At 64.5% G+C, this 24,861-nt stretch carries 21 protein-coding genes; 10 read left to right on the top strand and 11 right to left on the bottom strand.

Annotation, left to right across the window (positions count from 1 at the left end):
- Window positions 1-18: 18 nt before the first annotated feature.
- From DC363_RS15040 to DC363_RS15020, 5 genes are all read right to left on the bottom strand, one after another.
- Window positions 19-972, bottom strand: coding sequence for an ABC transporter permease (locus tag DC363_RS15040; RefSeq protein ID WP_108641976.1), 954 nt, complete (start codon window positions 970-972; stop codon window positions 19-21).
- A gap of 3 nt (window positions 973-975) precedes the next feature.
- A complete protein-coding gene (locus DC363_RS15035) occupies window positions 976-1,968 on the bottom strand; it encodes an ABC transporter permease (protein ID WP_108641975.1) in 993 nt (330 codons plus the stop codon).
- The gene (locus tag DC363_RS15030; RefSeq protein WP_108641974.1) at window positions 1,968-3,815 is read right to left on the bottom strand and encodes an ABC transporter ATP-binding protein; all 1,848 of its coding nucleotides are present in this window, start codon (window positions 3,813-3,815) and stop codon (window positions 1,968-1,970) included. The genes DC363_RS15035 and DC363_RS15030 overlap by 1 nt, the downstream gene beginning before the upstream one ends.
- Window positions 3,816-3,903: 88 nt before the next feature.
- The gene (locus tag DC363_RS15025) at window positions 3,904-5,652 is read right to left on the bottom strand and encodes an ABC transporter substrate-binding protein (RefSeq protein WP_196778436.1); all 1,749 of its coding nucleotides are present in this window, start codon (window positions 5,650-5,652) and stop codon (window positions 3,904-3,906) included.
- Window positions 5,653-5,848: 196 nt separating this feature from the next.
- Window positions 5,849-6,571, bottom strand: a complete 723-nt coding sequence (locus tag DC363_RS15020) for a GntR family transcriptional regulator (protein ID WP_108641973.1) — start codon at window positions 6,569-6,571, stop codon at window positions 5,849-5,851.
- Window positions 6,572-6,705: 134 nt separating this feature from the next.
- On the opposite strand from DC363_RS15020, the gene DC363_RS15015 reads away from it, so the two are divergent.
- From DC363_RS15015 to DC363_RS15005, 3 genes are read left to right on the top strand one after another with little or no spacing between them, the layout of a single operon-like run.
- A complete protein-coding gene (locus DC363_RS15015; RefSeq protein WP_108641972.1) occupies window positions 6,706-7,953 on the top strand; it encodes an NAD(P)/FAD-dependent oxidoreductase in 1,248 nt (415 codons plus the stop codon).
- A complete protein-coding gene (locus DC363_RS15010) occupies window positions 7,950-8,951 on the top strand; it encodes a 4-hydroxyproline epimerase (protein ID WP_108641971.1) in 1,002 nt (333 codons plus the stop codon). Before DC363_RS15015 ends, DC363_RS15010 begins: the two co-directional genes overlap by 4 nt.
- Window positions 8,952-9,001: 50 nt before the next feature.
- The gene (locus DC363_RS15005) at window positions 9,002-10,513 is read left to right on the top strand and encodes an aldehyde dehydrogenase (NADP(+)) (RefSeq protein WP_108641970.1); all 1,512 of its coding nucleotides are present in this window, start codon (window positions 9,002-9,004) and stop codon (window positions 10,511-10,513) included.
- Between the two features lie 45 nt (window positions 10,514-10,558).
- Here the strand turns inward: DC363_RS15005 and iolG are convergent, their stop codons facing one another.
- From iolG to iolD, 5 genes are read right to left on the bottom strand one after another with little or no spacing between them, the layout of a single operon-like run.
- A complete protein-coding gene (iolG, locus tag DC363_RS15000; protein ID WP_108641969.1) occupies window positions 10,559-11,545 on the bottom strand; it encodes an inositol 2-dehydrogenase in 987 nt (328 codons plus the stop codon).
- A gap of 1 nt (window position 11,546) precedes the next feature.
- The gene (locus DC363_RS14995) at window positions 11,547-12,380 is read right to left on the bottom strand and encodes a class II fructose-bisphosphate aldolase (RefSeq protein ID WP_108641968.1); all 834 of its coding nucleotides are present in this window, start codon (window positions 12,378-12,380) and stop codon (window positions 11,547-11,549) included.
- 55 nt (window positions 12,381-12,435) lie between these two features.
- Window positions 12,436-13,287 (bottom strand): 5-deoxy-glucuronate isomerase, encoded by an 852-nt coding sequence (locus DC363_RS14990; RefSeq protein WP_108641967.1) that lies wholly within the window; start codon window positions 13,285-13,287, stop codon window positions 12,436-12,438.
- 10 nt (window positions 13,288-13,297) lie between these two features.
- Entirely contained in the window at window positions 13,298-14,284 is a 987-nt protein-coding gene (iolC, locus tag DC363_RS14985; RefSeq protein ID WP_108641966.1) for a 5-dehydro-2-deoxygluconokinase, read from the bottom strand.
- Window positions 14,284-16,149, bottom strand: a complete 1,866-nt coding sequence (iolD, locus tag DC363_RS14980) for a 3D-(3,5/4)-trihydroxycyclohexane-1,2-dione acylhydrolase (decyclizing) (protein ID WP_108641965.1) — start codon at window positions 16,147-16,149, stop codon at window positions 14,284-14,286. The genes iolC and iolD overlap by 1 nt, the downstream gene beginning before the upstream one ends.
- Before the next feature lie 113 nt (window positions 16,150-16,262).
- On the opposite strand from iolD, the gene DC363_RS14975 reads away from it, so the two are divergent.
- The 3 genes from DC363_RS14975 (at window position 16,263) to DC363_RS14965 (ending at window position 19,456) form a co-directional block, all read left to right on the top strand.
- The gene (locus DC363_RS14975) at window positions 16,263-17,366 is read left to right on the top strand and encodes a Gfo/Idh/MocA family protein (RefSeq protein WP_108641964.1); all 1,104 of its coding nucleotides are present in this window, start codon (window positions 16,263-16,265) and stop codon (window positions 17,364-17,366) included.
- Between the two features lie 5 nt (window positions 17,367-17,371).
- Window positions 17,372-18,259 (top strand): TIM barrel protein, encoded by an 888-nt coding sequence (locus tag DC363_RS14970; RefSeq protein WP_108641963.1) that lies wholly within the window; start codon window positions 17,372-17,374, stop codon window positions 18,257-18,259.
- A 63-nt stretch (window positions 18,260-18,322) separates the two neighbouring features.
- Window positions 18,323-19,456 carry a Gfo/Idh/MocA family protein gene (locus DC363_RS14965; RefSeq protein WP_108641962.1) on the top strand — a complete coding sequence of 378 codons (1,134 nt, stop codon included), beginning with the start codon at window positions 18,323-18,325 and terminating at the stop codon, window positions 19,454-19,456.
- A gap of 40 nt (window positions 19,457-19,496) precedes the next feature.
- Here the strand turns inward: DC363_RS14965 and DC363_RS14960 are convergent, their stop codons facing one another.
- On the bottom strand, window positions 19,497-20,504 hold the full coding sequence (locus DC363_RS14960; RefSeq protein ID WP_108641961.1) for a LacI family DNA-binding transcriptional regulator: 1,008 nt from the start codon (window positions 20,502-20,504) through the stop codon (window positions 19,497-19,499).
- A 189-nt stretch (window positions 20,505-20,693) separates the two neighbouring features.
- Here DC363_RS14960 and DC363_RS14955 point away from each other — a divergent pair, with 189 nt between their 5' ends.
- The 4 genes from DC363_RS14955 (at window position 20,694) to DC363_RS14940 (ending at window position 24,842) form a co-directional block, all read left to right on the top strand.
- Window positions 20,694-21,653, top strand: coding sequence for a sugar ABC transporter substrate-binding protein (locus tag DC363_RS14955; RefSeq protein WP_108641960.1), 960 nt, complete (start codon window positions 20,694-20,696; stop codon window positions 21,651-21,653).
- Window positions 21,654-21,739: 86 nt separating this feature from the next.
- The gene (locus tag DC363_RS14950) at window positions 21,740-22,852 is read left to right on the top strand and encodes an ABC transporter permease (RefSeq protein WP_108641959.1); all 1,113 of its coding nucleotides are present in this window, start codon (window positions 21,740-21,742) and stop codon (window positions 22,850-22,852) included.
- Between the two features lies 1 nt (window position 22,853).
- On the top strand, window positions 22,854-23,633 hold the full coding sequence (locus tag DC363_RS14945; RefSeq protein WP_108641958.1) for an ATP-binding cassette domain-containing protein: 780 nt from the start codon (window positions 22,854-22,856) through the stop codon (window positions 23,631-23,633).
- Between the two features lie 27 nt (window positions 23,634-23,660).
- Complete coding sequence (locus DC363_RS14940) at window positions 23,661-24,842, top strand: phytanoyl-CoA dioxygenase family protein (RefSeq protein ID WP_108641957.1); 1,182 nt, start codon at window positions 23,661-23,663, stop codon at window positions 24,840-24,842.
- The last annotated feature ends 19 nt before the right edge of the window (window positions 24,843-24,861 follow it).

Raw genomic sequence — 24,861 nt, 5'->3', positions numbered from 1 at the left:
CTGTGATGAAAGTGAAAGTTACCTGACCCGTGGATCAAGGGCTGCGTAAAGCAGATCGACGATCAGGTTGGTGGTGACAATGAACAGCCCGCCCAGCATCACCACGCCGATGATGATCGGCCGGTCCTGGTTCTGCACCGCCTGCACGGCCAGCGCGCCGACCCCCTGCAAGCCGAAGACCTGTTCGATGACGATCACCCCGCCCAGAAGCACCGCGATATCGGCCCCCAGTTGCGTGACCAGCGGCGTCAGCGTCGCGCGCATGCCGTGGCGATAGACGACCCGCCGTTCGGTCAGGCCCTTGGCGCGGGCGGTGCGGATGTAATCCTCGCCCAGCACCTGCAGAAGCTGGCCCCGCGTCAGGCGTGCATAGATCGCCGCCACGACCAGCGCCAACGTGGTCCAGGGCAGGGCCAGATGCCAGGCCCATTTGGCGGGGTTCTCCAGAAACGGCGCGTAGCCTCCGGGCGGGAACAGGGTGAAGCCTGCGGTGCGCGGCAGGAAATACAGCGTATAAAGGGCCAGCATCCCCAGAACGAAGGTCGGAAACGACAGGCCCAACAGGATGAACACCTGCCCCAGCCTGTCCTTCCAAGTCCCCGGATTGCGCGCCGAGATGATGCCGATGGGGACCCCCAGCGCCAGCCAGAACAGCACGCCGCCAAACACCAGCGACACCGTGACCGGAATGCGCCGCACGATCAGATCGGTGACCGGCTGCCGGTTGCGATAGGAAAAGCCCAGATCGCCCTGCGCGGCGCGGGTCACGAAGCGCAGGTATTGCTCGGGCATGGGCCGGTCGAGGCCAAGATTCTCGCGCACTTGCTGAAGCTGGGCCTCGGGGGCCTTGTCGCCGGCAACCACGCGGGCCGGATCGCCGGGGGCCACGAAGAACAGGAAGAACACGAACAGGCTCAGCGACAGAAGCACGAACAGACCGAAGGTCAACCGTTTGATAAGAAACGAAATCATGGCTTACCCCTTCGTCTTTTTCTTCTTGCGCAGCACCGCGCGGCCACGGGCGGAGGGGTCCAGCGCGTCGCGCAGCCCGTCGCCCAGAATGTTGAACGCCAGTGTTGAGGCGAGCAGCGCCAGACCGGGGAAGACCACCAGCCACCACGCCACCAGATAGATCGAGTTCGCGCCCGCCTCGGCCAGCATCCCGCCCCAGGACGGGGTCGGCGGCACGATCCCCATGCCCAGGTATGACAGCGTCGCCTCGAACACGATGGCGTTGGGGATCAGCATGGTCGTGTAGATGATGATCGTCAGCGCAAGGTTGGGCAGGATGTCCCGCAACAGGATGTAGCCGTGCCCCGCCCCCAGCGAGCGGCTCGCCTGCACGAATTCGCGCCGGGCGAGTGATGTGGTCTCGGCGCGGATCACCCGGCCAATGGTCGTCCAGCTGAAGAACACGATGACCGAGACCGACAGCGGCAAGGACGGCCCGAACACCGACACCAGCGCCAGCGCGCACAGCAGGAACGGCACCGACATCACCAGATCCATCAGCCGGCCCAGCACCACGTCGACCCAGCCGCCGAAATACCCGGCCAACATGCCCACGGTGACGCCAATCGTCGCCGCCAGCAGAGAGGCGAGCACGCCCACCAGCAGCGACACGCGCGCGCCATAGGCGATGCGCACCAACACGTCGCGGCCCAACTGGTCGCCGCCCAACAGAAACTCGGCGTTCGGCCCCACGGGCAGCCCCACCGGCGACAGGGCGGTTTCGCGGTATTGCTCGATCGGGCCGTGGCCGGTCCAGGCTTCGACCAGCGGCGCGCCCACGGCAAAGGCCACCAGCGCGATGATGAAGACAAAGGCGATGACGCTCGCCGGATCGCGGGCCAGCCGCCGGAAGGTCAGTGACGCCGAAGAGCGTTGCACGACCACGGGCGCGTCCCCGGCCTCGGCGGTTTCGGCTTCGGTGGTGGCTTTCTGGTTGCGGGTCTGGAACTGGCCCATCACACGGCCCCCTGTTGTGGCAAGGTTGCAATCAGCTCCCGATGCTCGGGCGTGGCGGGACGGGGCGGCACGTGGGACGCCGCCAGCAGGGTGCGGGTGTACTCCTCACGCGGGGCGGCGAAGATTTTGCCCGCCTCTTCCAGCTCGATGATCTGCCCGCCGTTCATCACCGCGATCCGGTCGCACATGTGGCGCACCACCGTCAGGTCGTGGGAAATGAACAGGCTGGTAAGGTTCAACTCATCCTGCAGCTCGCGGATCAGGTTGAGGATTTGCGCCTGGATCGAGACATCGAGCGCCGAGACAGGCTCATCGAAGATCATCAGATCGGGCTTGAGCGCAAGCGCGCGGGCGATGCCGATGCGTTGCCGCTGGCCGCCGGAAAACTCGTTCGGGAAGCGGTTGTAATGCTCAGGGTTCAACCCGACGAGGCCCATGAGCCGCCGCACCTCATCCTTGAGCGCGGCGCCCTGCGCCAGCCCGTGAATCTTCAACGGCGCTCCGATAATCGCCCCCACACGGCGGCGCGGGTTGAGCGAGCCGTAGGGATCCTGAAACACGATCTGCACCCGCTTGCGCAACTCGCGCCAGTCTTGGCCCGAGACGTCGGACAGGCGCGTGCCGTCGAAGTTCACCTCACCCCCGGTGGCGGGTTCAAGGCCTGCGACGATGCGCGCAAGGGTGGATTTCCCGCAACCGGATTCGCCCACGAGCCCCAGCGTCTCACCGCGGATCACGTCCAGATCGATGCCCTTTATGACCTGCAATTCACGGGTCCGGGCAAAGCCCGAGGCGATGCGGTAGGTCTTGGTCAGCCCCCGGATCGACACCAGCGGCGCGGCTCCGGTCGCATCGGCCATGCGGTCGCCGTGGCTCAGCGCTTCCATGTCGTGGGGCACCGGTTCGAAATGGCACAGCGCCGCGCTGCCATCGGCGTATTCGCGCACCGGTGGCGGCGTGCGGCAGATGTCTTGCGCCTGCGGGCAGCGGGGCGCGAAGATGCAGCCGCGCGGCGTGGCGAGCAGGCTGGGCGGGCGTCCGGGGATCGACATCAAAGCCTCATCCGGGCCGGAAATCCCCGGCGAGGAGAGCAGCAAACCTTGCGTATAAGGATGCGCCGGCGTGCCGAAGACCGCGCCGGCGGGGCCAAGCTCAAGCCGGTGGCCTGCGTAAAGGATCATCACCCGGTCCGCGACCGAGGACAAAAGCCCCAGATCGTGGGTGATCATCACGATGGTCACGCCCAGCTCGTCGCACATCCGCTTGAGCAATTCCATGATCTGCGCCTGCACGGTCACGTCCAGCGCGGTGGTGGGCTCGTCGGCGAAGATCAGCGGCGGTTCAAGGATCAGGGCCATGGCGATCATCACGCGCTGGCGCATACCGCCGGAAAACTGGTGCGGGAAATCGTCGAGCCGTGCGGCGGCGTTCACGATCCCGACTTTCTCGAGCATCTCGGCCGCGCGGCGCCGGGCCTCGGCCTTCGACACGTCCTCATGGGTGTGGATCACCTCGGTGATCTGGCGGCCGATGCTGTAATAGGGGTGCAGGCTCGACAGCGGGTCCTGAAAGACCATGCCGATCTGGCGCCCCCGCAGGGCGCGCAGCTCGTCTTGCGACATGGCCAGAAGGTCCTGGCCCTGAAACAGGCATTCGCCCTCGATTTCGGCTTGCGGCAGAAGCCCCATGATCGCCTGAATCAAAACGCTTTTGCCCGACCCGCTTTCCCCGGCAATGCCGAACAGGCTGCCGGCCTCGACCGTGAAGGACAGGTTGCGGGCCGCGTGGACCACACCGTCTTCGGTGGGGATGCGGATGGAGATATTGCGCGCCTCGATCAACGGCATGGCGGGTCCTTGGGGCTGCTTCGAGGGAAGGGGGAAGAGAAAGGGCGCGCCGCAGATCGTGCGGCGCGCCCCTGTCCGTCAGGGCAGATCAGCGATCGAGCCAGACGTTGGTCCAGTCGCCGTTCGCGCCCAGGGCGTAGGGCTCGAAGTTCTCGACCGCGTCGCTGTGATACACCACCACGTTCTGCGAGATGAACGGCGCCACCGGCGCATCGGCCATCACGATCTCGTCGACCTCACCCCAGAGGCGCGCGGCCTCTTCGGCGGAGGTGGCGTTGATCGCTTCCTTGGCGCGGGCGTTCGCCTCATCGTTGTTGTAGTCGGTGTAGTTGTAGGTCTGGTGCCGGCCGTCATAGCTGAACTGCGGCTGGAAGACCGAACGCGCGGCCCCGCCGGCCCAGTCGGGCGACCAGCTCACCGGGGCGATGTCCCATGCGCCGTCGGTCGTGTTCTGCGGGTTGGTCATATACTTGGAGTAGTAGTCCGCCGCAGAGACGGGGATCAGCTCGATCTCGATTCCGGCCTCGGCAAAGCTCGCCTGCAACGTCTGCGCGATGGCGCTTTCGTTGTTGAGGTTGCGGAACGGCATCTTCAGGCTGATGCCATCGGGGTATCCGGCTTCGGCCAACAGTTCGCGGGCCTTTTCCGGATCGCCCTTTGCATCCTCGGACGGATAGAGGTCGAAATCGTGATAGCCCAGCAGGCCGGGTCCGAAGATCCCGTTCTGGGGTGCGGCCACGAAGGGCCCGCCCAGCTGCTGCACCACGGCCGCCTTGTTGATCGCATAGTTGATCGCCTGACGCACGCGCACATCGGCCAAGGCCCCGTCCACGTTGGGGGATTTGGTGTTGATGAAGATGAACGCCGTCCGCCCGGTCGAGATTGCGACCAGCTTGTCGTCACCAGTGGCCTGCAACATCGGGATCAGCGCCGGTGGCACAAGGATGTCATAGAGCATGTCGGCGTCACCGGCCTGAATCTGCTGGATCGCCGCATCGGCCTGAAGCCCGAAGGTCAGCTCGATCTCGTCCACGTAGCCTGCGCGCAGCGGGTCGCTGTCCGCGTTCCACGACGGGTTGCGAACCAGACGGGTCTGCACGTCGGGGATGTTCTCGGCCAGCGTATAGGGCCCCGACGAGATGAAGTTCTCGCGGTATTCGGGGCTGTCGGGGAGGTAGTCCAGAACCTCGACCGGCGCGGGGGCCGCGGCGGACAGCGAGAGCATGTAGATGAAATCGCCCGCCTCTTCGGTCAGGTTGAACACCACCGTGTCCTCGTCCGGGGTTTCGATGCCGGAAATGTCGTTGTTCTGGATGTAGTCCTTCATCGCCTCGACGGTCGGCTCGACTTCGGCGAAGCCGTCGCAGAATGTATCCATGCCCTCGATGAGCGAGACGTAGTATGTCAGGAACGGCGTACCGAGCGAGGGGTTGCAAGTTCGCTTGAGGCCGCGTTCGAAATCCGCCGCCACGATGTCACGCGCGCCGTCTGGCGCGTCCCATGTGATGCCGTCGCGCAGGGTGAAGGTGTAGGTCAGCCCGTCGTTGGTCGGCTCGGGCACCTCGGTCGCAAGGTCCGCCTTGGGCGCGATGCGCGCGTCTTCGTCCATCGAGCTTTCGTAGCTGATCAGCGTGCGGGCTGTTGCGCGCACGAAGTTGTTGTCGCCGACCGTAGCAACGGTCATCGGGTCCAACCGGCCTAGATCGCCAGAGCCGAGGATGCGCAGAACGCCGCCTTCCTGCCCCTGCGCCAAAGCGGGCATCGCCCCGGCCATCACCAGCGCGACGGCTGTGCTTGCAAGGGCCGCGCGGCGCGCCCCATGGAAAGACGTGATCATACAGTTCTCCCTTTGTGTAATCATTGTCGACAAGTGTGATACGCGTTGCATTTTCTGTCAACCCACAGCAGAGCGACGGTCGATCACGTTTTGCCCGCGCGGCGGGCAACACGCCCCATCGCCGCACGCCCCTATCGGGGCGCCCAGAGCCAAGCGCTTGATCTGCGGTAAGAAATACCCCGCGCGGGCGGGCGACCTAAAGCGAAAGTCCGGTGCTGGTGCGGCGGTCAGCGGCCACGTAGGACTGGATCTGCTTCACGATCTGGTCCGCATGGGCCAGCGCAAGCTTATCGGCCGCTTCGACATCCTGCCGCGCGATCGCGTCGATCAGGTCATCGTGTTCGGTCACATATTGGGGCGGCAGATCATCGTTGAACGACGAATAATACAGCCGCAGGATGCGCAACCCGTCGTCCAGCAACTGCGCGAACAGGTTGATGTAATATTTGTTCCGCCCCGCTTCGGCGATCCCGTAGTGGAAATCGCGGTTGGTGGAGATCATCTCGAGCGCGTCGCTCGATTCGACGCTGCGCGCGAACGCGGCCTGCAACTTGCGGATCTTTTCCAGATCGGCCTCGGTCCGGTTTTCCGCCGCGCCCCGCGTGGTGACCCGATACATCAGCGTCAGCGCATCGAAAAACGCCGGCATATTGACGAAATCGATCTGCGAGACGACCGTGGCGCGGTTGGTCAGGATGGTGATCAGGTTCTCCGCCGCCAGCCGCACCAGCGCCTCGCGCACGGGGGTGCGCGACATCTCGAACCGCTCGGACAGCTGCACTTCGTCAATGGGGCTGCCCGGGGCCAGCGTCAGGTCGATAATCTCTCGCCGCAGGGTCTCATAGACCACGGCGACGCCGGACCCCCGCTTGCGCCCGTTCTTGCTTTTTGCTCCAGTCACACTGCTCGCTGTGCTCATCAATCCATCCCGTGGAAAACCAGTCTCGTTGCAAGTCTTAAGCGAGCATATGGGCAATTGCCAAATGTATTATTTCTGTCGACACCGAAAGTGGGGATCGGTAAGACATTGGCGATGAAGACGAGAGGTGCCCCATGCGCATAGGGATTATCGGTGCAGGAGTGATCGGGGTCAGCGCCGCGCAGGCGCTGATGCGCGACGGGCATCAGGTCACGCTTTTCGACCCCGAGGGCGTGGCGCAGGGCGCGTCGCGCGGCAATGCGGGGGCTTTTGCCTTTGCCGACATCATCCCGCTGGCCACCCCGGGCATCTGGAAACAGGCGCCAAAATGGCTGCTGGACCCCTTGGGGCCGCTGTCGATCCGTCCGGCCTATGCCCTGAAGCTTCTGCCGTGGCTTGTGCGCTTTGCCGGGGCCTCGACCCCGCGCCGCTACGCCGCCGCGCGGGATGCGCAGGCCGCGATGATGCAACTCTCCGCACAGGCGCTCGACCGGCTGCTCGACACGCACGACATGCACGATCTGATCCGCCGCGAGGGCCAGCTTCAGATCTACGACAGCCCGCGCCAACTGGCCGCTGCCAAACCGGGCTGGGACGAACGCGCCGCCGCGGGCATCCGTTTCGAAACCCTGACTTCGCGCGACGCGATCCGCGAGGTGCAGCCCGGCCTCAATCCGCAGTTCACCTCGGCCGTGTTCACCCCCGACTGGTTCAACACCACCGATCCGGAGCTTTGGGTCAAGACGCTGGCCGAACGCGTGGTCGCGGGCGGGGGCGAAATTCTGCAAACGGCGGTGCGCGGGCTCGACACCAGCGGGCCGGGCGTGACTGTGACGCACGACGGCGGCACGGCGCAGTTCGACAAGGTCGTGCTGGCTGCGGGCGCGCAGTCCAACACCCTGCTGCGGCCCCTCGGCCTCAAGCTCCCGCTGGAGACCGAGCGCGGCTACAACACCACCCTGCCCGCCAGCGCTTTCGATCTGCGCACCCATGTGACATTCTCGTCCCACGGCTTCGTCGTGACCCGCATCGGCGACGGTCTGCGCGTCGGCGGCGCGGTTGAACTGGGCGGGCTGGACCTGCCGCCGAACATGAAACGGGCGCAGATCCTGCTCGACAAGGCGCGCGATTTCCTGCCCGAGCTTGACACCACGGGCGGCGTGCAGTGGATGGGGTTCCGGCCCTCCATGCCCGACAGCCTGCCGGTGATCGGCGCGGCCCCGCGTCACCCCGATCTGGTGCTGGCCTTCGGGCACGGGCATCTGGGGCTGACCCAATCGGCGGGCACCGCCGAGCTGGTGGCCGATCTGGTCGCCGGACGCCCCGCCGCCCTTGACCTGACACCATTCGCGCCACAGCGCTTCTTGAAGGACAGACCATGACCAACCACAGTTTTTCCTGCTTCGACGGCCACACCTGCGGCAACCCCGTGCGGCTGGTGGCGGGGGGCGGCCCCCGCCTTGAGGGCGCCAACATGATCGAGAAGCGCGCCCATTTCCTTGCCGAATATGACTGGATCCGCACCGGCCTGATGTTCGAGCCGCGCGGCCATGACATGATGTCCGGCGCGATCCTCTATCCGCCCACGCGCGACGATTGCGACGTCGCCGTGCTGTTCATCGAAACTTCGGGCTGCCTGCCCATGTGCGGCCACGGCACCATCGGCACCGTCACCATGGCGCTGGAAAACGGCCTTGTCACCCCGCGTGAGCCGGGCAAGCTGCGCCTAGATACGCCCGCCGGTCTGGTCACCGTCGAATACCGGCAAGAGGGCCGCTTCGTGGAAGAGGTCCGCCTGACCAACGTGCCTGCGTTCCTTTATGCCGAAGGGCTTGAGGCCGAGGTCGAAGGCTTGGGCAAAGTCACTGTCGATGTGGCCTATGGCGGCAACTTCTATGCCATCGTCGAGCCGCAAGAGAACTTCCGCGACATGGCCGATTTCACCGCCGGAGAGCTTGTGGGCTACAGCCCCAAGCTGCGCCGCGCCCTCAACGAAGCCTACAGCTTCGAGCATCCCGAAAACCCCGCCATCAACGGCCTGTCGCATATCCTGTGGACCGGCGCGGCCACGCGGGACGACGCCCATGCCCGCAACGCGGTGTTCTACGGCGACAAGGCGATTGACCGCTCGCCCTGTGGCACCGGCACCTCGGCGCGCATGGCGCATCTGGCCGCGCGCGGGTCGCTTGCGGTTGGGGATGATTTTGTGCACGAGAGCATCATCGGCAGCCTGTTCAAGGGCCGCGTCGAAGCCGCCGCCAAGGTGGGCGACCGCGATGCGATCATCCCCTCGATCGGGGGGTGGGCGCGCCAGACCGGCATCAACACCATTTTCATCGACGACCGTGATCCCTATGCCCACGGCTTCGTCGTCACCTGAGACGATAGGCCCCCGGGCCACCCGAAATCCGACCTAAACAGGAGAGATACATGACCTATACGCCCCACGGCAAACACCTGATCGCAGGCGAACAGATCGACGCAGACGCGCGGTTCACCTCCTCGCCCATCGCGGGGGAGGGCCACTCTTTTGCCGCCGGCAACCCCGAGCTGATCGACCGCGCCGTGCGCGCGGCGGATGCGGCCTTTGTGGACTACGGCAACACCGACACCGAGACCCGCGCCCGCTTCCTTGAGACCATCGCCGACGAGATCGACGCCCGCGGCGCCGAAATCACCGAGATGGGCCACGCCGAAACCGGCCTTCCCACCGCCCGCCTTGAGGGCGAGCGCGGCCGCACCATCGGCCAGTTGCGCATGTTCGCCGATCACATCCGCAAGGGCGACTACCTCGACCGGCGGCATGACACCGCCCTGCCCGACCGCGAACCTCTGCCGCGTCCGGACTTGAAGCTGATCCAGCGGCCCATCGGCCCGGTCGCGGTCTTTGGGGCCTCGAACTTCCCGCTGGCCTTCTCCACCGCAGGCGGCGACACGGCGTCGGCATTGGCAGCGGGCTGTCCCGTCGTCGTGAAGGGCCACGAAGCCCACCCCGCGACCGCTGAGCTTGTGGCCGATGCGATCACCGCCGCCGTGGCCAAATGCGACCTGCATCCGGGCACCTTCTCGATGGTGCACGGCGGATCGCTCGACGTGGGCAAGGCGCTGGTGGAACACCCGCTGATCCGCGCGGCTGGCTTCACCGGCTCCTTGCGCGGTGGCCGTGCGCTCTATGACCTTTGCGCCGCCCGCCCCGAGCCGATCCCCTTCTTCGGTGAGTTGGGGTCCGTGAACCCGATGTTCCTGCTGCCGAATGCCATGTCCGACCGCGCCGCCGCCTTGGGCGAAGGCTGGGCCGGATCGCTGACCATGGGCGTGGGCCAGTTCTGCACCAATCCCGGCGTGGCCGTGGTGCTGGACGGGCCGGATGCGGACGCCTTCATCGACGCCGCTGCCAAAGCTCTGGGTGAGGTTGACGGCCAGACCATGCTCACCGACGGGATCGCCGAAGCCTATCGCAGCGGCCGCGACGCCGTGGTTGCCACGGGCGCGGTTGAAAGCGTCCTGTCGAAAGAGTGCGACGGCCGCACGGCGGCACCTGCGCTTTTCGTGACCAGCGGCGCCGACTGGCGCGCGAACCCTGACCTGTCGCATGAGGTCTTCGGGCCTTTGGGCATCGTCGTCCGTGTCGCCGATCTGGATGAAATGGAACAGCTTGCCAAAGACCTCGCCGGGCAGCTCACCTGCACGCTGCACATGGACGACGCCGACACCGACGCGGCCAAGCGCCTTGTCACCGTGCTGGAACGCAAGGCCGGGCGTCTGCTGGTCAACGGCTTCCCCACGGGGGTCGAAGTCAGCGATGCCATGGTCCACGGTGGCCCTTACCCTGCGGCCACCTTCTCGGGCACCTCGGTCGGCACGATGGCGATCCGGCGCTTCCTGCGCCCCGTCAGCTTCCAGAACGTCCCCGACGCGCTGCTGCCCAACGTCTGGGCCTAAGAACACTCCCCCCGCGCAGGTGAACCCTTGCGCGGGGGACCCCGATCAGACCGCGACCGGCTGTCCGGTCTCAAGCGATTGCTGTGCCGCATCGGCCAGCACCTGCGCCTGCAACCCGTCCTTGATCCCCGGCACCGGCACGGATGCATCCGAAAGGTGCGCGATGAAGGCCTTCATCTCGTTGGCATAGGCCGCCTCATAGCGTTCCAGAAAGAAATTGAGCGTCGGCGCCGCGCGGAACCCCTCCGCCGTGGCCACGTCGACCGTATTCTCCAACACATTCGCCGCCCGCAGCATCCCGCCCGAGCCATGCACCTCGATCCGCTGGTCATAGCCATAGGTCGCGCGGCGTGAATTGCTGATCTGGCAGATCTTGCCCGAGGCGGTGGTCAACGTTACCGCCGCCGTGTCCACATCGCCCGCCTTGCCGATCTCGGGGTCCACCAGCGCGGAGCCCACCGCATAGACCGACACCGGATCCTCGCCCAGCAGGAACCGCGCCATGTCGAAATCGTGGATCATCATGTCCCGGAACAACCCGCCCGAGCTTTCGATATAGCTCACCGGGGGCGGTGTCGGATCGCGCGACAGGATCGTGACAATCTCGACGTCGCCGATCTCGCCCGCCGTGATGCGCTGCTGCACGTTGGCAAAATTCGGGTCGAACCGCCGGTTGAACGCGGTGAAAAACGCCACGCCCGCGTCCTCGACGATCGAGATCAAGGTCCGGATGTTTTCGGCGGACATGTCCACCGGCTTTTCGCAGAAGATCGCCTTGCCGGCCTTGGCTGCTGCTTCGATGATGGCGAAATGCGTGTCCGTCGGGGTGCCGACGATCACCGCGTCCACATCGTCGCTGGCGATGATCTCATCGGTGCTGCGCACCTCGGCACTGCAGGTCTTCGCCAGCGCTTCGGCTGCCTCGGGGAAATGGTCGGACACGGCAACGACCGTCGCCCCATCCATCGCGCGCAAGGTGCGGGCGTGGACTTGTCCAATACGGCCGCAGCCCAAAATACCGACACGGATCATTCTATGCGTCCTTCATGAAAGCCCGCAAAACGCCGCGCGTCGCGGTCACAAGCGGGTCGTGGGTGTCTGCAAGGATCTGGTTGCGGTCGAACCGCCCAGGATCGCTGTTGACGGCGTGCCGCAAGGCGGCGCCGAAGGCCATGCGCAACTCGGTGCCGATGTTGAACTTGCACACCTGAGAGGTGCGCGCCAAGGCGCTGCGCTGCGCCACCGGCACGCCAGAGCCGCCGTGGATCACCAGCGGCACGTCGGTCAGCGCTTCGATGGCGCGGATCCTTGGCTCATCCAGCCCCCCCTCCTTGTCGGTCTGCAAATGCACGTTGCCCACCGAGATCGCCATGGCATCCACCCCGGTTTCGGCCGCGAAACGGGCGGCCTCTTCGGGGTCGGTCCCGGCCGAGGATTCGCCCCCCGAATAGCCGACAAACCCGATCTCGCCCTCACAGGAAATCCCTGCGGCATGGGCCATCTCGGCGATCTGCGCGGTCTCGTCGATGTTCTGGGTCAGGGGCTTGCGCGACCCGTCGAACATCAGCGAGGTGAAGCCGGAGTCCAGCGCTTCGCGGCACTCGTCGAAGGTGTAACCGTGGTCGAGGTGCGCCACGACCGGCACGCTGGCGCCTTCGGCCAGATGCCGGAACATCTTGCCCAGCACCGGCAGGGGCGTGTGGGCGCGACAGCCGGGCCCCGCCTGCAGGATCACCGGGCAGCCCTCGGCCTCGGCGGCGGCGACATAGGCGCGCATATCCTCCCACCCCAGAGTGACAAGGCCCGCCACGGCATAGCCATCGCGCAGGGCAGGTTGCAGGACATCGGCAAGGGTGACCAAAGGCATCGGCAGTTTCCAGTCTGTTGCGGCCCCCGGGGGGCATTGCTTGGGGCCAAGCGCGTTATTTGAACTTGGCGACCATGTCCTTGATCCCGGGGATCGTTTCCACCTGATAGGCATGGGTCGGTTGGAAGAACTGCACCAGACTGCGCTGGGACAAGCCGCCGAGGATGGTGAAGTAATACATCTCGTACCCCGGCATCACGACGCAAGGATGATAGCCCGAGCCCAGCAGGATCGTGGAGCCGTCCATCAGTTGATAGGCATCGCCCGGCTTGCCCTCTTCATGCTGGATGATCTGCACGCCCGCTCCGTGGTTGGGGCGGAAGCGGAAATTGTAGGTCTCGTCGTGGCGCGTCTCGATGATGTTGCCCGCGTCGTCCTTGCGGTCCGTGTCGTGCTTGTGCGCCGGAAAGCCCGACCAGCCGCCTTGCCCCACAGTGAAGAGCTCCGACACCAGCAGGCGCCCGACCTTGTCGTGCTGTTTCTGGCCCAGAATGTGCTTGATGCACCGATGGGTCTTGGTGTCGTCGGACCCGTATTGCACGTAGTCATGTTCGCGCACGTCGAAGGGCTCAAGCACCTTGTCGTATTTCGCGCCCGCGATGAAGGTCTCGGTCTGCGCGCTTTCGCAAATGATCCGCGCCTTGGCGCCCGAGGGGATATAGACGCCTTGTGGCTCGCCGTCCCAGACATCCGTGCCGCGCCCGCCAAGCGCGGTGTAGGTCAGCCCCTCAACCTCGACCGTGACGGTGCCGGTGGCGGGCACGATGCAGGTCTCGTAGCCGGGCACCTGATACTCGAACGCCTCGCCGGATTTGAGTTTGACAATGTTGAAATAGTTCAGCGGCACCGTTGGATCATCTGCGCCGACGATGGGTTTGTTGTGATTGTCGTGGGGGGCAATATGCATGGAAATATCCTTATCTCGTGGGGCCAGCCGTGGGGCCGGGATGATCTTTCAAAAACGCCTCAAGCTGGTCGTGATCGGGCATCGCGGGGGCGCACCCCGGGCGGGACACGACGATCGACGCGCAGGCCGAGCCGCGCAGGATCGCCGTTTTCATATCTTGCCCCCGGGCCAGACCGGACATGAACCCGGCCATGAAACTGTCGCCCGCACCGGTGGGTTTGACGGCTTCGGCGGGGAAGATCCCGGTGGGGATTTCCTCGTCACCCACGTAGGTGATCGCGCCGTGCTGGCCCATTTTATAGACCACGATTTCGGCGCTGCTGCGGGCGAGGTCCCGCGCCTTGGCGCGGCCCTTGTCGATGTCGCCCGCCATGAAGCCGAACTCTTCATCGTTGCCGACAACCACATCGGCCAGATCGCCCGCGCGCGACAGCACCTCGGCGGCGACCTGCGGCGAAGGCCAGGAATAGGGTCGATAATCGATGTCGAAGATGATCGGCAGCCCCGCTGCTTTGGCCAGCTCGAAAGCGCGGAAGGCGGCGCTGCGCGACGGCTCGGCGGCGAACACCGTCCCGGCGGTGATCAGCGCGGTGAACCGGCTGTAATCCACCCCTTCGACGTCGGGAAAGTCCATCCGGAAATCCGCCGCGTTGTTGCGGTAGATCACTGACTGATGATCTTCGACACGGGTTTCATAGATCGCAAGCGACGTGCGCTCTTCCCCCTGAATGGTGCGCACATGGCTGCGCCCGACGCCGTAATGGTCCAGCTGGTTGAGGCAATAGCGCCCCACCGCATCATCGGACACACAGGTGACCAGATCGGCGGCGAGACCCAGTTTGACCAAGCCCGCGGCGGTATTGGCCGAGCTTCCGCCCATGGCGACGAACATTTCGCTCGCCCGTTCCGTCTGGCTGCGGTCCAGCGGCGACAGGTCCATCCCCACGCGGCCGATAACGACGAACTTGCCGCCCTTGATCCCTTCTATCGCGCGCATCACACGCCCCTGCGCTGATCGGCGCGACCGGCCTCGGTCTCTTCATGGCCGGCACGGACGCGGGCGCTGTCAGAGACTTCGGGCGTGCCCACCTCCCACCAAGCGTGGCCTTCGGTGGTCCAGCCCTCATAGGCGTCGACCTGCATCACGATGACGCTGGTCTTGTCGGCCGCCTTGGCGCGTTTGAACGCCTCGGCCAGTTCGGCCGGATTGGCGACGGTTTCGGCGTTGGCCCCCATCGCGGCGGCGTGGGCTTCGAAATCTACGGTGAATTGCCGCGTCGCCGTTGGCGTGTCCTCAATGAGGTTGTTGAAACTCTCGTTGCCAGTGTTGTTCTGCAATTTGTTGATCACCGCGAACCCGCCATTGTCGAGCAGCAGCACGATCATCTTCTTGTCCGTGAGCACCGAGGAATAGATGTCTGAGTTCAGCATCAGGTAAGAGCCGTCCCCGCAGAAGGTGATCGTGTCCCGCTCGGGTTCGCGCTGGCTTTGGGCGATCCGCGCGCCCCATGCGCCCGCGATCTCGTAGCCCATGCAGGAGAAGCCGAATTCCACATCCACGGTGCCGACCGCCAGCGTGCGCCAATTCGCCGTCACCTCGGCGGGCAGCCCACCGGCGGCCGCAACAATCCGGTCGCGCGGGTCGCACAGATCGTTCACGACGCCAATGGCCTGCGCATAGGAGTTGGGGCGATTGCCCGGTTTCACATTCTCCGCCACGTAGTCGTCCCACGCCGCGCGTTGCTCTTTGGCGAAGGCGGTCCAGTCGTCGGGCGCGCGAACCCCGTCGAGCGCCTCTTGCAACTCGGCCAGTGTCATCTTGGCGTCGCCCACCACCGGCAGGGACATGTGTTTCATCGCGTCGTGGCGCCCTGCGTTGACGCCGATGAATTGTGCGTCCTTGGCAAAGGCCGTCCATGACCCGGTGGTGAAATCCTGCAACCGCGTGCCCACGGCCACGACCACATCGGCCTTAGCGGCGACGGTGTTGGCGCTGTCCGATCCGGTGACACCTACCGGTCCGATGTTCAAAGGATGGGTCGCCAGCAGGTTGGCGCGGCCTGCGATGGTCTCGATCACCGGCGCGTTGAGAGCCTCGGCCAGTGCCGTCAACTCGGCCACCGCGCCGGAGTATTGCACCCCGCCCCCGGCGATGATCACGGGCCGTTGCGCGCCCTTGATCGCGGCGGCGGCGGCGGCAACTTCGTCCCGGTCGGGGCGCTGGCGGCGGATCTTGTGCACCCGTTTGGCAAAGAAGCCTTCGGGATAGTCATAGGCCCAGCCCTGCACATCCTGCGGCAGGCCAAGGAACGCCGGGCCGCAATCGGCCGGGTCCAGCATCGTCGCCAGCGCATTGGGCAACGACTGGATGATCTGCGCCGGATGGGTGATGCGGTCCCAGTAGCGGCTGACGGCTTTGAAGGCATCGTTCACGCCGAACGTCGGATCGCCGAAGTGCTCCATCTGCTGCAAGACCGGATCGGGCAGCCGCGTCTGAAAGGTATCGCCACACAAAAGCAGCACCGGCAACCGGTTGGCATGGGCCAGCCCGGCCGCCGTCAAAAGGTTCGTCGTGCCCGGCCCGGCCGAGGCGGTGCAAAACATGAAACGCTGGCGCAGCCACGCCTTGGCATAGCCCGCCGCCGCGAAGCCCATGCCGGTCTCGTTCTGGCCGCGATACAGTGGCAGCGTGTCCTGCACGTTATACAGCGCCTCGCCCAGACAGGTGACGTTGCCGTGCCCGAAAATGCCGAAACCCCCGCCGCAGATCCGCAGCTCATCCCCGTCAATTTCGATGAACTGGTTCTCAAGATAGCGGATGATGGCCTGCGCCGTGGTCAGGCGGATCGTCGCGTCGGTCATGGTGATAGCTCTCCGATTTAAGCCCGGCAAAACGATTGCGTCTTGCGTGTCTGCGAATCTCACGATAACCATTTTGCAACCGGTTGCAAACGGGTTTTAGGAAGGGGCACGAGATGGCTGACATCGGCATTGGCATTCTGGGCGGCGGCTACATGGGCAAGGCCCATTCCGTCGCGATGGCCGCCGTGGGGGCCGTGTTCAACACCGCGCTGCGCCCCCGGCTCGAGATGATCTGCGCCTCGACGCCCGAAAGCGCCGAGCGCTACCGCGCCGCCTATGGCTTTGCCCGCGCAACGGATGACTGGCGGGAACTGGTCAATGATCCCAAGGTCGACGCCATCGTCATCGCCACGCCGCAATCCACCCACCGCGCCATCGCCGAAGTGGCCTTCGCCTTGGGAAAGCCGGTGCTGTGCGAAAAGCCCATGGGCGCGGACCTGACCGACGCGGCGGCCATGACCGAAGCGGCCGAAGCCGCGGGCGTGGCCAACATGGTCGCCTACAACTACATCCGCACGCCGGCCTCGCAATACGCGCGGGCCTTGATCGCCGAGGGCGCCATTGGTGAGATCACGTGGTTCCGGGGGGAGCACACCGAAGACTTCCTCGCCAACCCCGACGCGCCCGCAAACTGGCGCACCGAAGGCATGGCCAATGGCACCATGGGCGATCTTGCCCCGCATATGATCAACGCGGCGCTGGCGCTCATCGGGCCACTCGACAGCCTTGTGGCCGAGTTGGAAACCGTCCACCACACCCGCCCGGGCGGCACTGTCACCAACGACGATCACGGCCAGATCATGTGTCGTTTTGCCAATGGCACCATGGGGCATATGTTCTTCAGCCGCATCGCCACGGGCCGCAAGATGGGCTACGCGTATGAGGTGACGGGCACCAAGGGCGCGATCCGTTTCGATCAGGAAGACCAGAACGCGATCTGGCTTTACAAATCCGAAGGCCCCGAGGCTGAGCGCGGCTTCCGCAAGATCCTCACCGGACCGGCCCACCCCGATTATGAACCCTTTTGCCAAGGCCCCGGCCACGGCACGGGCTATCAGGACCAGATCATCATCGAGGCCCGGGATTTCCTGCAGGCCATCCACACCGGCCAGCCTGTCTGGCCCACCTTCCGTGACGGGCTCGACGTGGCCCGCGTTATCGACACCGCCTTGACCTCGGCGCAAAGCCGCAGTTGGCAGACCATTCCGAAAGGCTAACCCATATGACCATCCGCATCGGCAACGCCCCCTGCTCCTGGGGCATCGAATTCGCCTCTGACCCCAACTACCCTGCGTGGCGAGAGGTGCTGCGCCAATGTGCGGAGGCGGGCTATAAGGGGATCGAACTTGGCCCCGTCGGCTACATGCCCGAAGACCCTGCTGTGCTGGGGGAGGCCCTGTCCGAATTCGATCTGGAGCTGATCGGCGGCGTGGTGTTCCGCCCCTATCACGATCCTGACGCCTGGGATGACGTGCTCGACGGCACGCTGCGCACCTGCAAGGCGCTGCAAGCGCATGGCGCCAAACATCTGGTGTTGATCGACAGCATCTCGCCCCGTCGCGCCCCCACCGCTGGCCGCGCCACCGAGGCCGAGCAGATGGACAAGGCCGAATGGACCGCCTACCGCGACCGGATCAAGGAAAGCGCCAAGATCGGCGTGGATCACGGGCTGACCGTGGGCATCCACGCCCATGCGGCGGGCTTTCTGGATTTCGAGCCTGAGCTTGAGCGCCTGCTTGACGAGGTGGACGAAGATATCCTGAAAATCTGCTTCGACACCGGCCACCATTCCTATGCCGGCTATGATCCCGTGGCCTTTATGAAGCGCCATATGGACCGCATCAGCTACATGCATTTCAAGGACATCAACCCGGCGGTGAAGACCGATGTGATCGACAAGCGCACAGGCTTTTACGACGCCTGTGGTCAGGGCATCTTCTGCAATCTGGGTCAGGGCGACGTGGATTTCCCCGCCGTGCGGCAGGTCTTGCTGGATCACGGATACGAGGGGTGGTGCACGGTCGAGCAGGATTGCGACCCCTCGATGCCCGGCACCCCGATGGAAGACGCGAAAGCCAACCGTGAATATCTGCAAAGCATCGGATTCTAGACAGCGCCCCACGGGGCCCCTTCCCCGGACACAGTAAGGGCCGCGCGCCCGACAGGAGAGACTATGACACGATTGAATTGGGGCATGATCGGCGGCGGCGAAGGCAGCCAGATCGGACCGGCACACCGGCTGGGCGCGCAGGCCGACGGTAATTTCGTTCTGGCCGCAGGCGCGCTGGACCATGATGCAGCCAAGGGCCGCGCCTATGCGCAGACCCTTGGCGTGGCGCCCGACCGGGCCTATGGCGACTGGCGCGAAATGCTCGCCGGTGAGACAGGGCGCCACGACAAGGTGGATCTGGTCACGGTCGCCACGCCGAACGCCACCCACTTCGAGATCACCAAGGCTTTTCTGGAAGCGGGCTTCAACGTCCTGTGCGAAAAGCCGATGACGATGACCGTCGAGGAGGGGGAAGAGATCGTCAAGATCGCCCGCGCCTCGGGCAAGATTTGCGCGGTGAACTACTGCTATTCGGCTTACCCGATGGTGCGCGAGATGCGCGAGATCGTCCGCTCCGGCGCGATCGGCAAGGTGCGCCTGATCGTGACCAATTTCGCCCACGGTCACCACGGAGACGCCACGGACGCCGACAACCCGCGGGTGCGCTGGCGGTATGATCAGGCGATGGCCGGCGTGTCGGGGCAGTTTGCCGACTGCGGCATCCACGCCTTGCATATGGCGAGTTTCATTGCCGATGACACCGTGCGCGCGCTGAGTGCCGATTTCGCCTCGACCATTGCCAGCCGCACGCTGGAAGACGACGCGATGGTGAACTTCCGCATGGAAGGCGGCACCGTCGGGCGGCTCTGGACCTCGTCCGTGGCCATCGGGCGACAGCATGGGTTCGACATTCAGGTGTTCGGCGAGACCGGCGGGATGCGGTGGGCGTCGGAGCAGCCCAATCAGGTCTATTTCACCCCCGTCGGCGGCCGCACCCAGATCATCGAGAAAGGCGAGGGCGGATTGTCGGATGAGGCGCAACGTTTGAGCCGCGTCCCGATTGCCCATCCCGAGGGGTTCCCCCTTGCGGTGGCCAATATCTACGTCGACCTTGCGGCCAGCATTCGCGGCGAGGCCCGAGATGGATTGCCCACTGCCGAGGATGGCGTGCGGTCGATGGCGGCGGTGCATCAGGCGGTCGCCTCTGCGCGGGAGAGCGGCGTCTGGGTCGATGCGCGCCCGCCGATGTTCCGCTAGACCTTATCCGCGGATAAGGTTATGCTTATTTAACAAAAGGTTAATCGGCAGGGAGCGGGCGCAGCGTGCCCCGCTCCACCAGCTTACAGGGAAACAGCCGGACCTCGGGCATGCGGTCCGGCTCATCCACCATGTCGACGATGAGCTCGACCGAGGAATGGATAATCTGCGAGATCGGCTGCCCGATGGTGGTCAGATTGATGTTCTCCCAACGGGCCATTTCCATGTCGTTGAAGCCGATGATGCCGACATCCTCGGGCACCTTCAGCCCGGCATCGGTCAACGCTGACAGCGCGCCGATGGACAAGACGTCATCCCCGCAGAAATAGGCTTCGGCGGGGGGGCCTTCGGACAAGAGCCGCTGCATCTCCGCCCGGCCCGCGTCGAAGGAATAATCCTCGGCGAAGGAATGGCTGTGCGCGACATGGGGATGTTTGGCGAGCTCCTGACTGAAGCCGCGAAACCGGTCCTGGGTCGAGGTGGCCGTTTCGGGTCCGCCCATCAAAGCGACCGACCGGTAGCCCCGTTCGACCAGCGCGCGGGCGGCCATGCGTCCGCATTCAGAGTTGTCGACCCCCACCACATGCACCTCGGGCGCGGTGGAGAATCGCCCGAAACTGTTCACCACGGGCACGCCCGCATCGCGGAAGGCGCGGGAAAATTCAGGCGGCAAGGTGGACGAGGCGACGACGACACCGTCGACCGAATATTGCTGCAACAGCCGCACCGACGTCACCGCGTCATGCGCCCCGCTCAGGTTCAAAAGCAGCGGACGCAGGCCCTTGTCCTGCAACAGCCGGGTGAACAGGTCGAAAACCTCAAGAAAGATCGGGTTGTGAAAGTTGTTCGACACCAGCCCGATCAGTTTCGTACGCCCGGTGGTGAGAGAGGACGCCAGCGCATTGGGCGAATAGCCCAGCTCAAGCGCGGCCTTCTCGACCTTGCGGCGCATTTTCTCCGACACCGAAGCGCCATCGGTAAAGGTTCGCGACACGGCCGAGGCAGAGACCCCGGCGCGGGCCGCAACATCCCTGAGGGTCACAGGCATGACATGGCGTTCCTTTGTGCAATCGGTAACAGGTCGAGAATGCGACTGTTTATATGGAATAAAACTAGCCCGGTCGAAGTAATTTTTGCAACCGGTTGCAAAATAAAACGACTCATGCTTTCATTCGGGGCGACGCTGGGGAGCTGCCTGCCAATCAGCCGTCACACATTTATTCCTAGGGAGGAAATCATGACATCCAAGATGAGCAAATTACTTGCCTCTGCAGCGCTGGTGGCCGCACCGTTTCTTGCGACCACCGCCGTGGCGGACGGGCACGGCGACGACCTGACCTACATCCTTGTCAGCCACGCGCCGGATTCCGACAGCTGGTGGAACACGGTCAAGAACGGCATCGCGCTGGCCGGAGAGCAGCTTGATGTGACCGTCGAATACCGCAACCCGCCCACCGGCGATCTGGCCGACATGGCGCGGATCATCGAACAGGCCGCGGCCTCTCAGCCGGACGGGATCATCACCACGCTGGCCGACTTCGACGTGCTGTCCGGCCCCATCCGCGAGGCGGTCGATCAGGGCATTGATGTGATCATCATGAACTCGGGCACGCCCGAGCAGACCCGCGAAGTCGGGGCGCTGATGTTCGTGGGCCAGCCGGAATATGACGCAGGCCTTGCCGCCGGTCAGCGGGCCAAGGATGATGGTGTGGAAAGCTTCGTCTGCGTCAACCACGTGATCTCCAACGCGGTGGTGGCGGAACGCTGCCGTGGCTTTGCAGACGGACTGGGCATCGATCTGGGCGAATCGATGATCGACGCCGGACAAGACCCCTCGGAGATCAAGAACCGCGTCACCGCCTATCTCAATGCCAATCCGGAGACTGACGCGATCCTGACGCTCGGCCCCGTCTCAGCCGACCCGACGATCCTTGCCGTGGAAGAAATGGGCATCGCTGGTGACATCTACTTCGGCACTTTCGATCTGGGCGACAACATCGTCGCCGGCATCAAGGATGGCACGATCCAATGGGGCATCGACCAGCAGCCGTTCCTGCAGGCCTATCTGCCCGTCGTCGTGCTGGCCAACTACGACCGCTACGGCGTTCTGCCCGGCAACAACATCAACTCGGGCCCCGGCTTCGTGACCGCCGACGGGCTCGAGATGGTCGAGAAGTTCGCGGGCGAATATCGCTAAGCGACCAGACCCGAAGGGCAGCCGAGGCTTCGACCACGGCTGCCCCTTTTTTCCCAAATCTATAAGCCTGAACAAGGGGATAGCCCATGGCTGACGTCTCGCATACAGACGAACGAATCAAGCAAACGTCAAGACTGCGGCAAGCCCTGATCCGGCCCGAGTTGGGCGGGATCGTTGGCACCGTCGCAGTTTTCGTATTTTTCTTCCTGTTCGCCCACGACAGCGGCATGTTCAACGCGCAAGGCGTGATGAACTGGTCCGTCGTCTCGGCGCAGTTCATGATTATCGCCGTGGGCGCCTGCCTGCTTATGATCGCCGGTGAGTTCGACCTCTCGGTGGGGTCGATGATCGGGTTTGCCGGCATGATGATCGCCATCTTCGGCGTGACCTACGAGCTGCCGATGTGGATCGCCATCCTGATCACCTTTGCCATCTGCATCGCGTTCGGCGCTTTGAACGGCTACATCGTGGTCAAGACGGGCCTGCCCAGTTTCATCGTCACATTGGCGACCCTGTTCATCCTGCGCGGCTTCACGATTTTCATTCCCCAGACGCTTGAGCGCAAAACCATCATCGGCGGCATCCGCGAGGCGGCCGAGGGCGACTGGCTGGCGGCGGTGTTCGGGGCGAAGATCGGCAAGCCGATTTTCCAATGGCTCGGCGACGCCGGTGTGATCTCAACGTTCGAGCGGGGCAGCCGGATCGGAGAGCCTGTGGTTGACGGCATTCCGATGCTGATCATCTGGGCGCTTGGGCTGGTGATCTTCGGGCACTGGCTGTTGACCCGCACGCGCTTTGGCAACTGGATCTTTGCCTCCGGCGGCGATGCCGATGCGGCGCGCAATTCCGGTGTTCCGGTCACCGCCGTTAAAATCAAGATGTTCATGTTCACCGCCTTCTGCGCCACCGTCTTCGCCGTCTGTCAAGTGATGGAGTTCGGCTCGGCCGGGGCGGACCGTGGTTTGCTCAAAGAGTTCGAGGCGATCATCGCCGTGGTGATTGGCGGGGCCTTGCTAACGGGGGGCTACGGGTCGGTCATCGGCGCGGCTCTTGGGGCGCTGATTTTCGGCGTCGTGCAACAGGGGCTGTTCTTTGCCGGGGTCGAAAGCTCTCTGTTCCGTGTTTTCCTGGGCGTGATCCTCCTCGCGGCGGTGATCCTCAACACCTACATCCGCCGCATCATCACAGGGGAGCGTTGATATGTCCGAACCGATCATCCAGATGAAGAACATCGAGAAGCATTTCGGCAGCGTCATCGCGCTGGCCGGAGTCTCGGTCGACATCTTCCCCGGTGAATGCCACTGCCTTCTGGGCGACAACGGCGCCGGAAAATCCACCTTTATCAAGACCATGTCGGGGGTTCACAAGCCCACCAAGGGCGAGATTGTCTTTGACGGCAAACCGATGAACTTCGCCCGCCCGCGCAATGCCATGGCGGCGGGGATTGCCACGGTGCACCAGCATCTTGCGATGATCCCGTTGATGAGCGTGAGCCGCAATTTCTTCATGGGCAATGAACCCATCCGCAAAATCGGCCCGATCCGGCTGTTCGATCACGAGCACGCCAACACGGTCACGATGGAAGCGATGAAGAAAATGGGCATCAACCTGCGCGGCCCCGATCAGGCGGTTGGCACGCTTTCGGGGGGTGAACGGCAGACGGTGGCCATCTCGCGCGCGGTGCATTTCGGAGCGAAAGTGCTGATCCTTGACGAGCCGACAAGCGCGCTGGGGGTGCGGCAGACGTCCAACGTCCTCGCCACCATCGACAAGGTGCGCAAAGAGGGGGTGGCTGTGGTCTTCATCACCCACAACGTGCGTCACGCGCTGGCTGTGGGCGACCGGTTCACGGTGTTGAACCGGGGCACCACGCTGGGGACCGCTAAGAAGGGTGAGATCACCGCCGAAGAGCTGCAGGACATGATGGCCGGCGGGCAAGAGCTTGCGGTGCTCGAAGGCAGCCTTGGCGGCACCGTTTAGGGTTTTCTTTAGCAAGGAGGGTCTGGGATGAAGGATCATCAGCCGCAAACGTCAGGGTATTTTGAGCCGGAGGCCTGCGAGATCGCAGATTTCGAGGCGCTGATCGGGCAAACGCTGGACCCGGCGACGGTGCCACAGGCCAGCGAGATCGTCGCCAATATCCCCCTTTATGACATGGGGCATCTGGCGGCGAAGCTGGGGGATCCGGCGGCGGGACAGACCCTCATGGCGGAATGGGCACAGGGGCTTTTGTCCGGGGCCGGTGTGCTGGTCCTCAAAGGGGCCTATGCGGAGACTGACGTTCTTGATCAGGCCACGCAGGTCTACGAGCAGATCATCGCAGAGGAGAAAGCGGGTTCCGGCGGCGGCGCGGACCATTTTGCCGCGGCAGGATCGAACGACCGGATCTGGAACGCGCTGCAGAAGTTGTGCGAAGCCGCCCCCGAGCTGTTCCTGCGCTATTTCGCCAATGAGGCCATAGCCGCGGTCTGCGAAGCCTGGCTTGGCCCGAACTACCAGATGACGGCGCAGATCAATCTCGTGCATCCCGGCGGGGCCGCGCAGCAGGCGCATCGGGACTATCACCTTGGCTTCCAAAGCGCTGAGGTCAGCACCGCCTATCCCGCCCACGTGCACGACCTCTCCCCGGCTCTGACCCTGCAAGGGGCGGTGGCCCATTGCGATATGCCGGTTGAAAGCGGGCCGACCAAGCTCTTGCCCTTCTCGCAACAGTATCGCGCGGGCTACGCCGCATGGCGACGTGACGATTTTCGCGCGCTGTTCGAGGCGCGTTGCGTGCAGGTGCCCTTGGCCAAGGGCGACGCGGTTTTCTTCAATCCGGCGCTGTTCCACGCAGCCGGGGCCAACACCAGCGCCGACATCCACCGCATGGCCAATCTGTTGCAGGTCTCTTCGGCCTTCGGGCGGGCGATGGAATCGGTCGATCGTGACGGCATGTGCCGCACGCTTTTCCCCCATGCGAAACGGGCCCATGACACAAGCGACCTGAGCCCCGCCGCGCTGAAGGCTGCCATCGCCGCCACGGCCGAGGGCTATTCCTTCCCGACCAATCTGGATCGTGATCCCCCGGCCGGAGGCCTTGCGCCGGAAACCCAGCAGGCGTTTTTCCTGCGGGCGTTGAAGGAAGACATGGAGGTGAGTGCGTTCGCAGCAGGTCTCGCGCGGATGGCCGAGAACCGGACAGCCTGAAACCCGTCTCAAAGCGTTC

The organism is Thalassorhabdomicrobium marinisediminis, from assembly GCF_003072065.1.
Taxonomy (GTDB): Bacteria; Pseudomonadota; Alphaproteobacteria; order Rhodobacterales; family Rhodobacteraceae; genus Octadecabacter; species Octadecabacter marinisediminis.
Note: the sequence above shows the minus strand (reverse complement) of the source record. Positions and strands in the feature narration are given on the sequence as shown.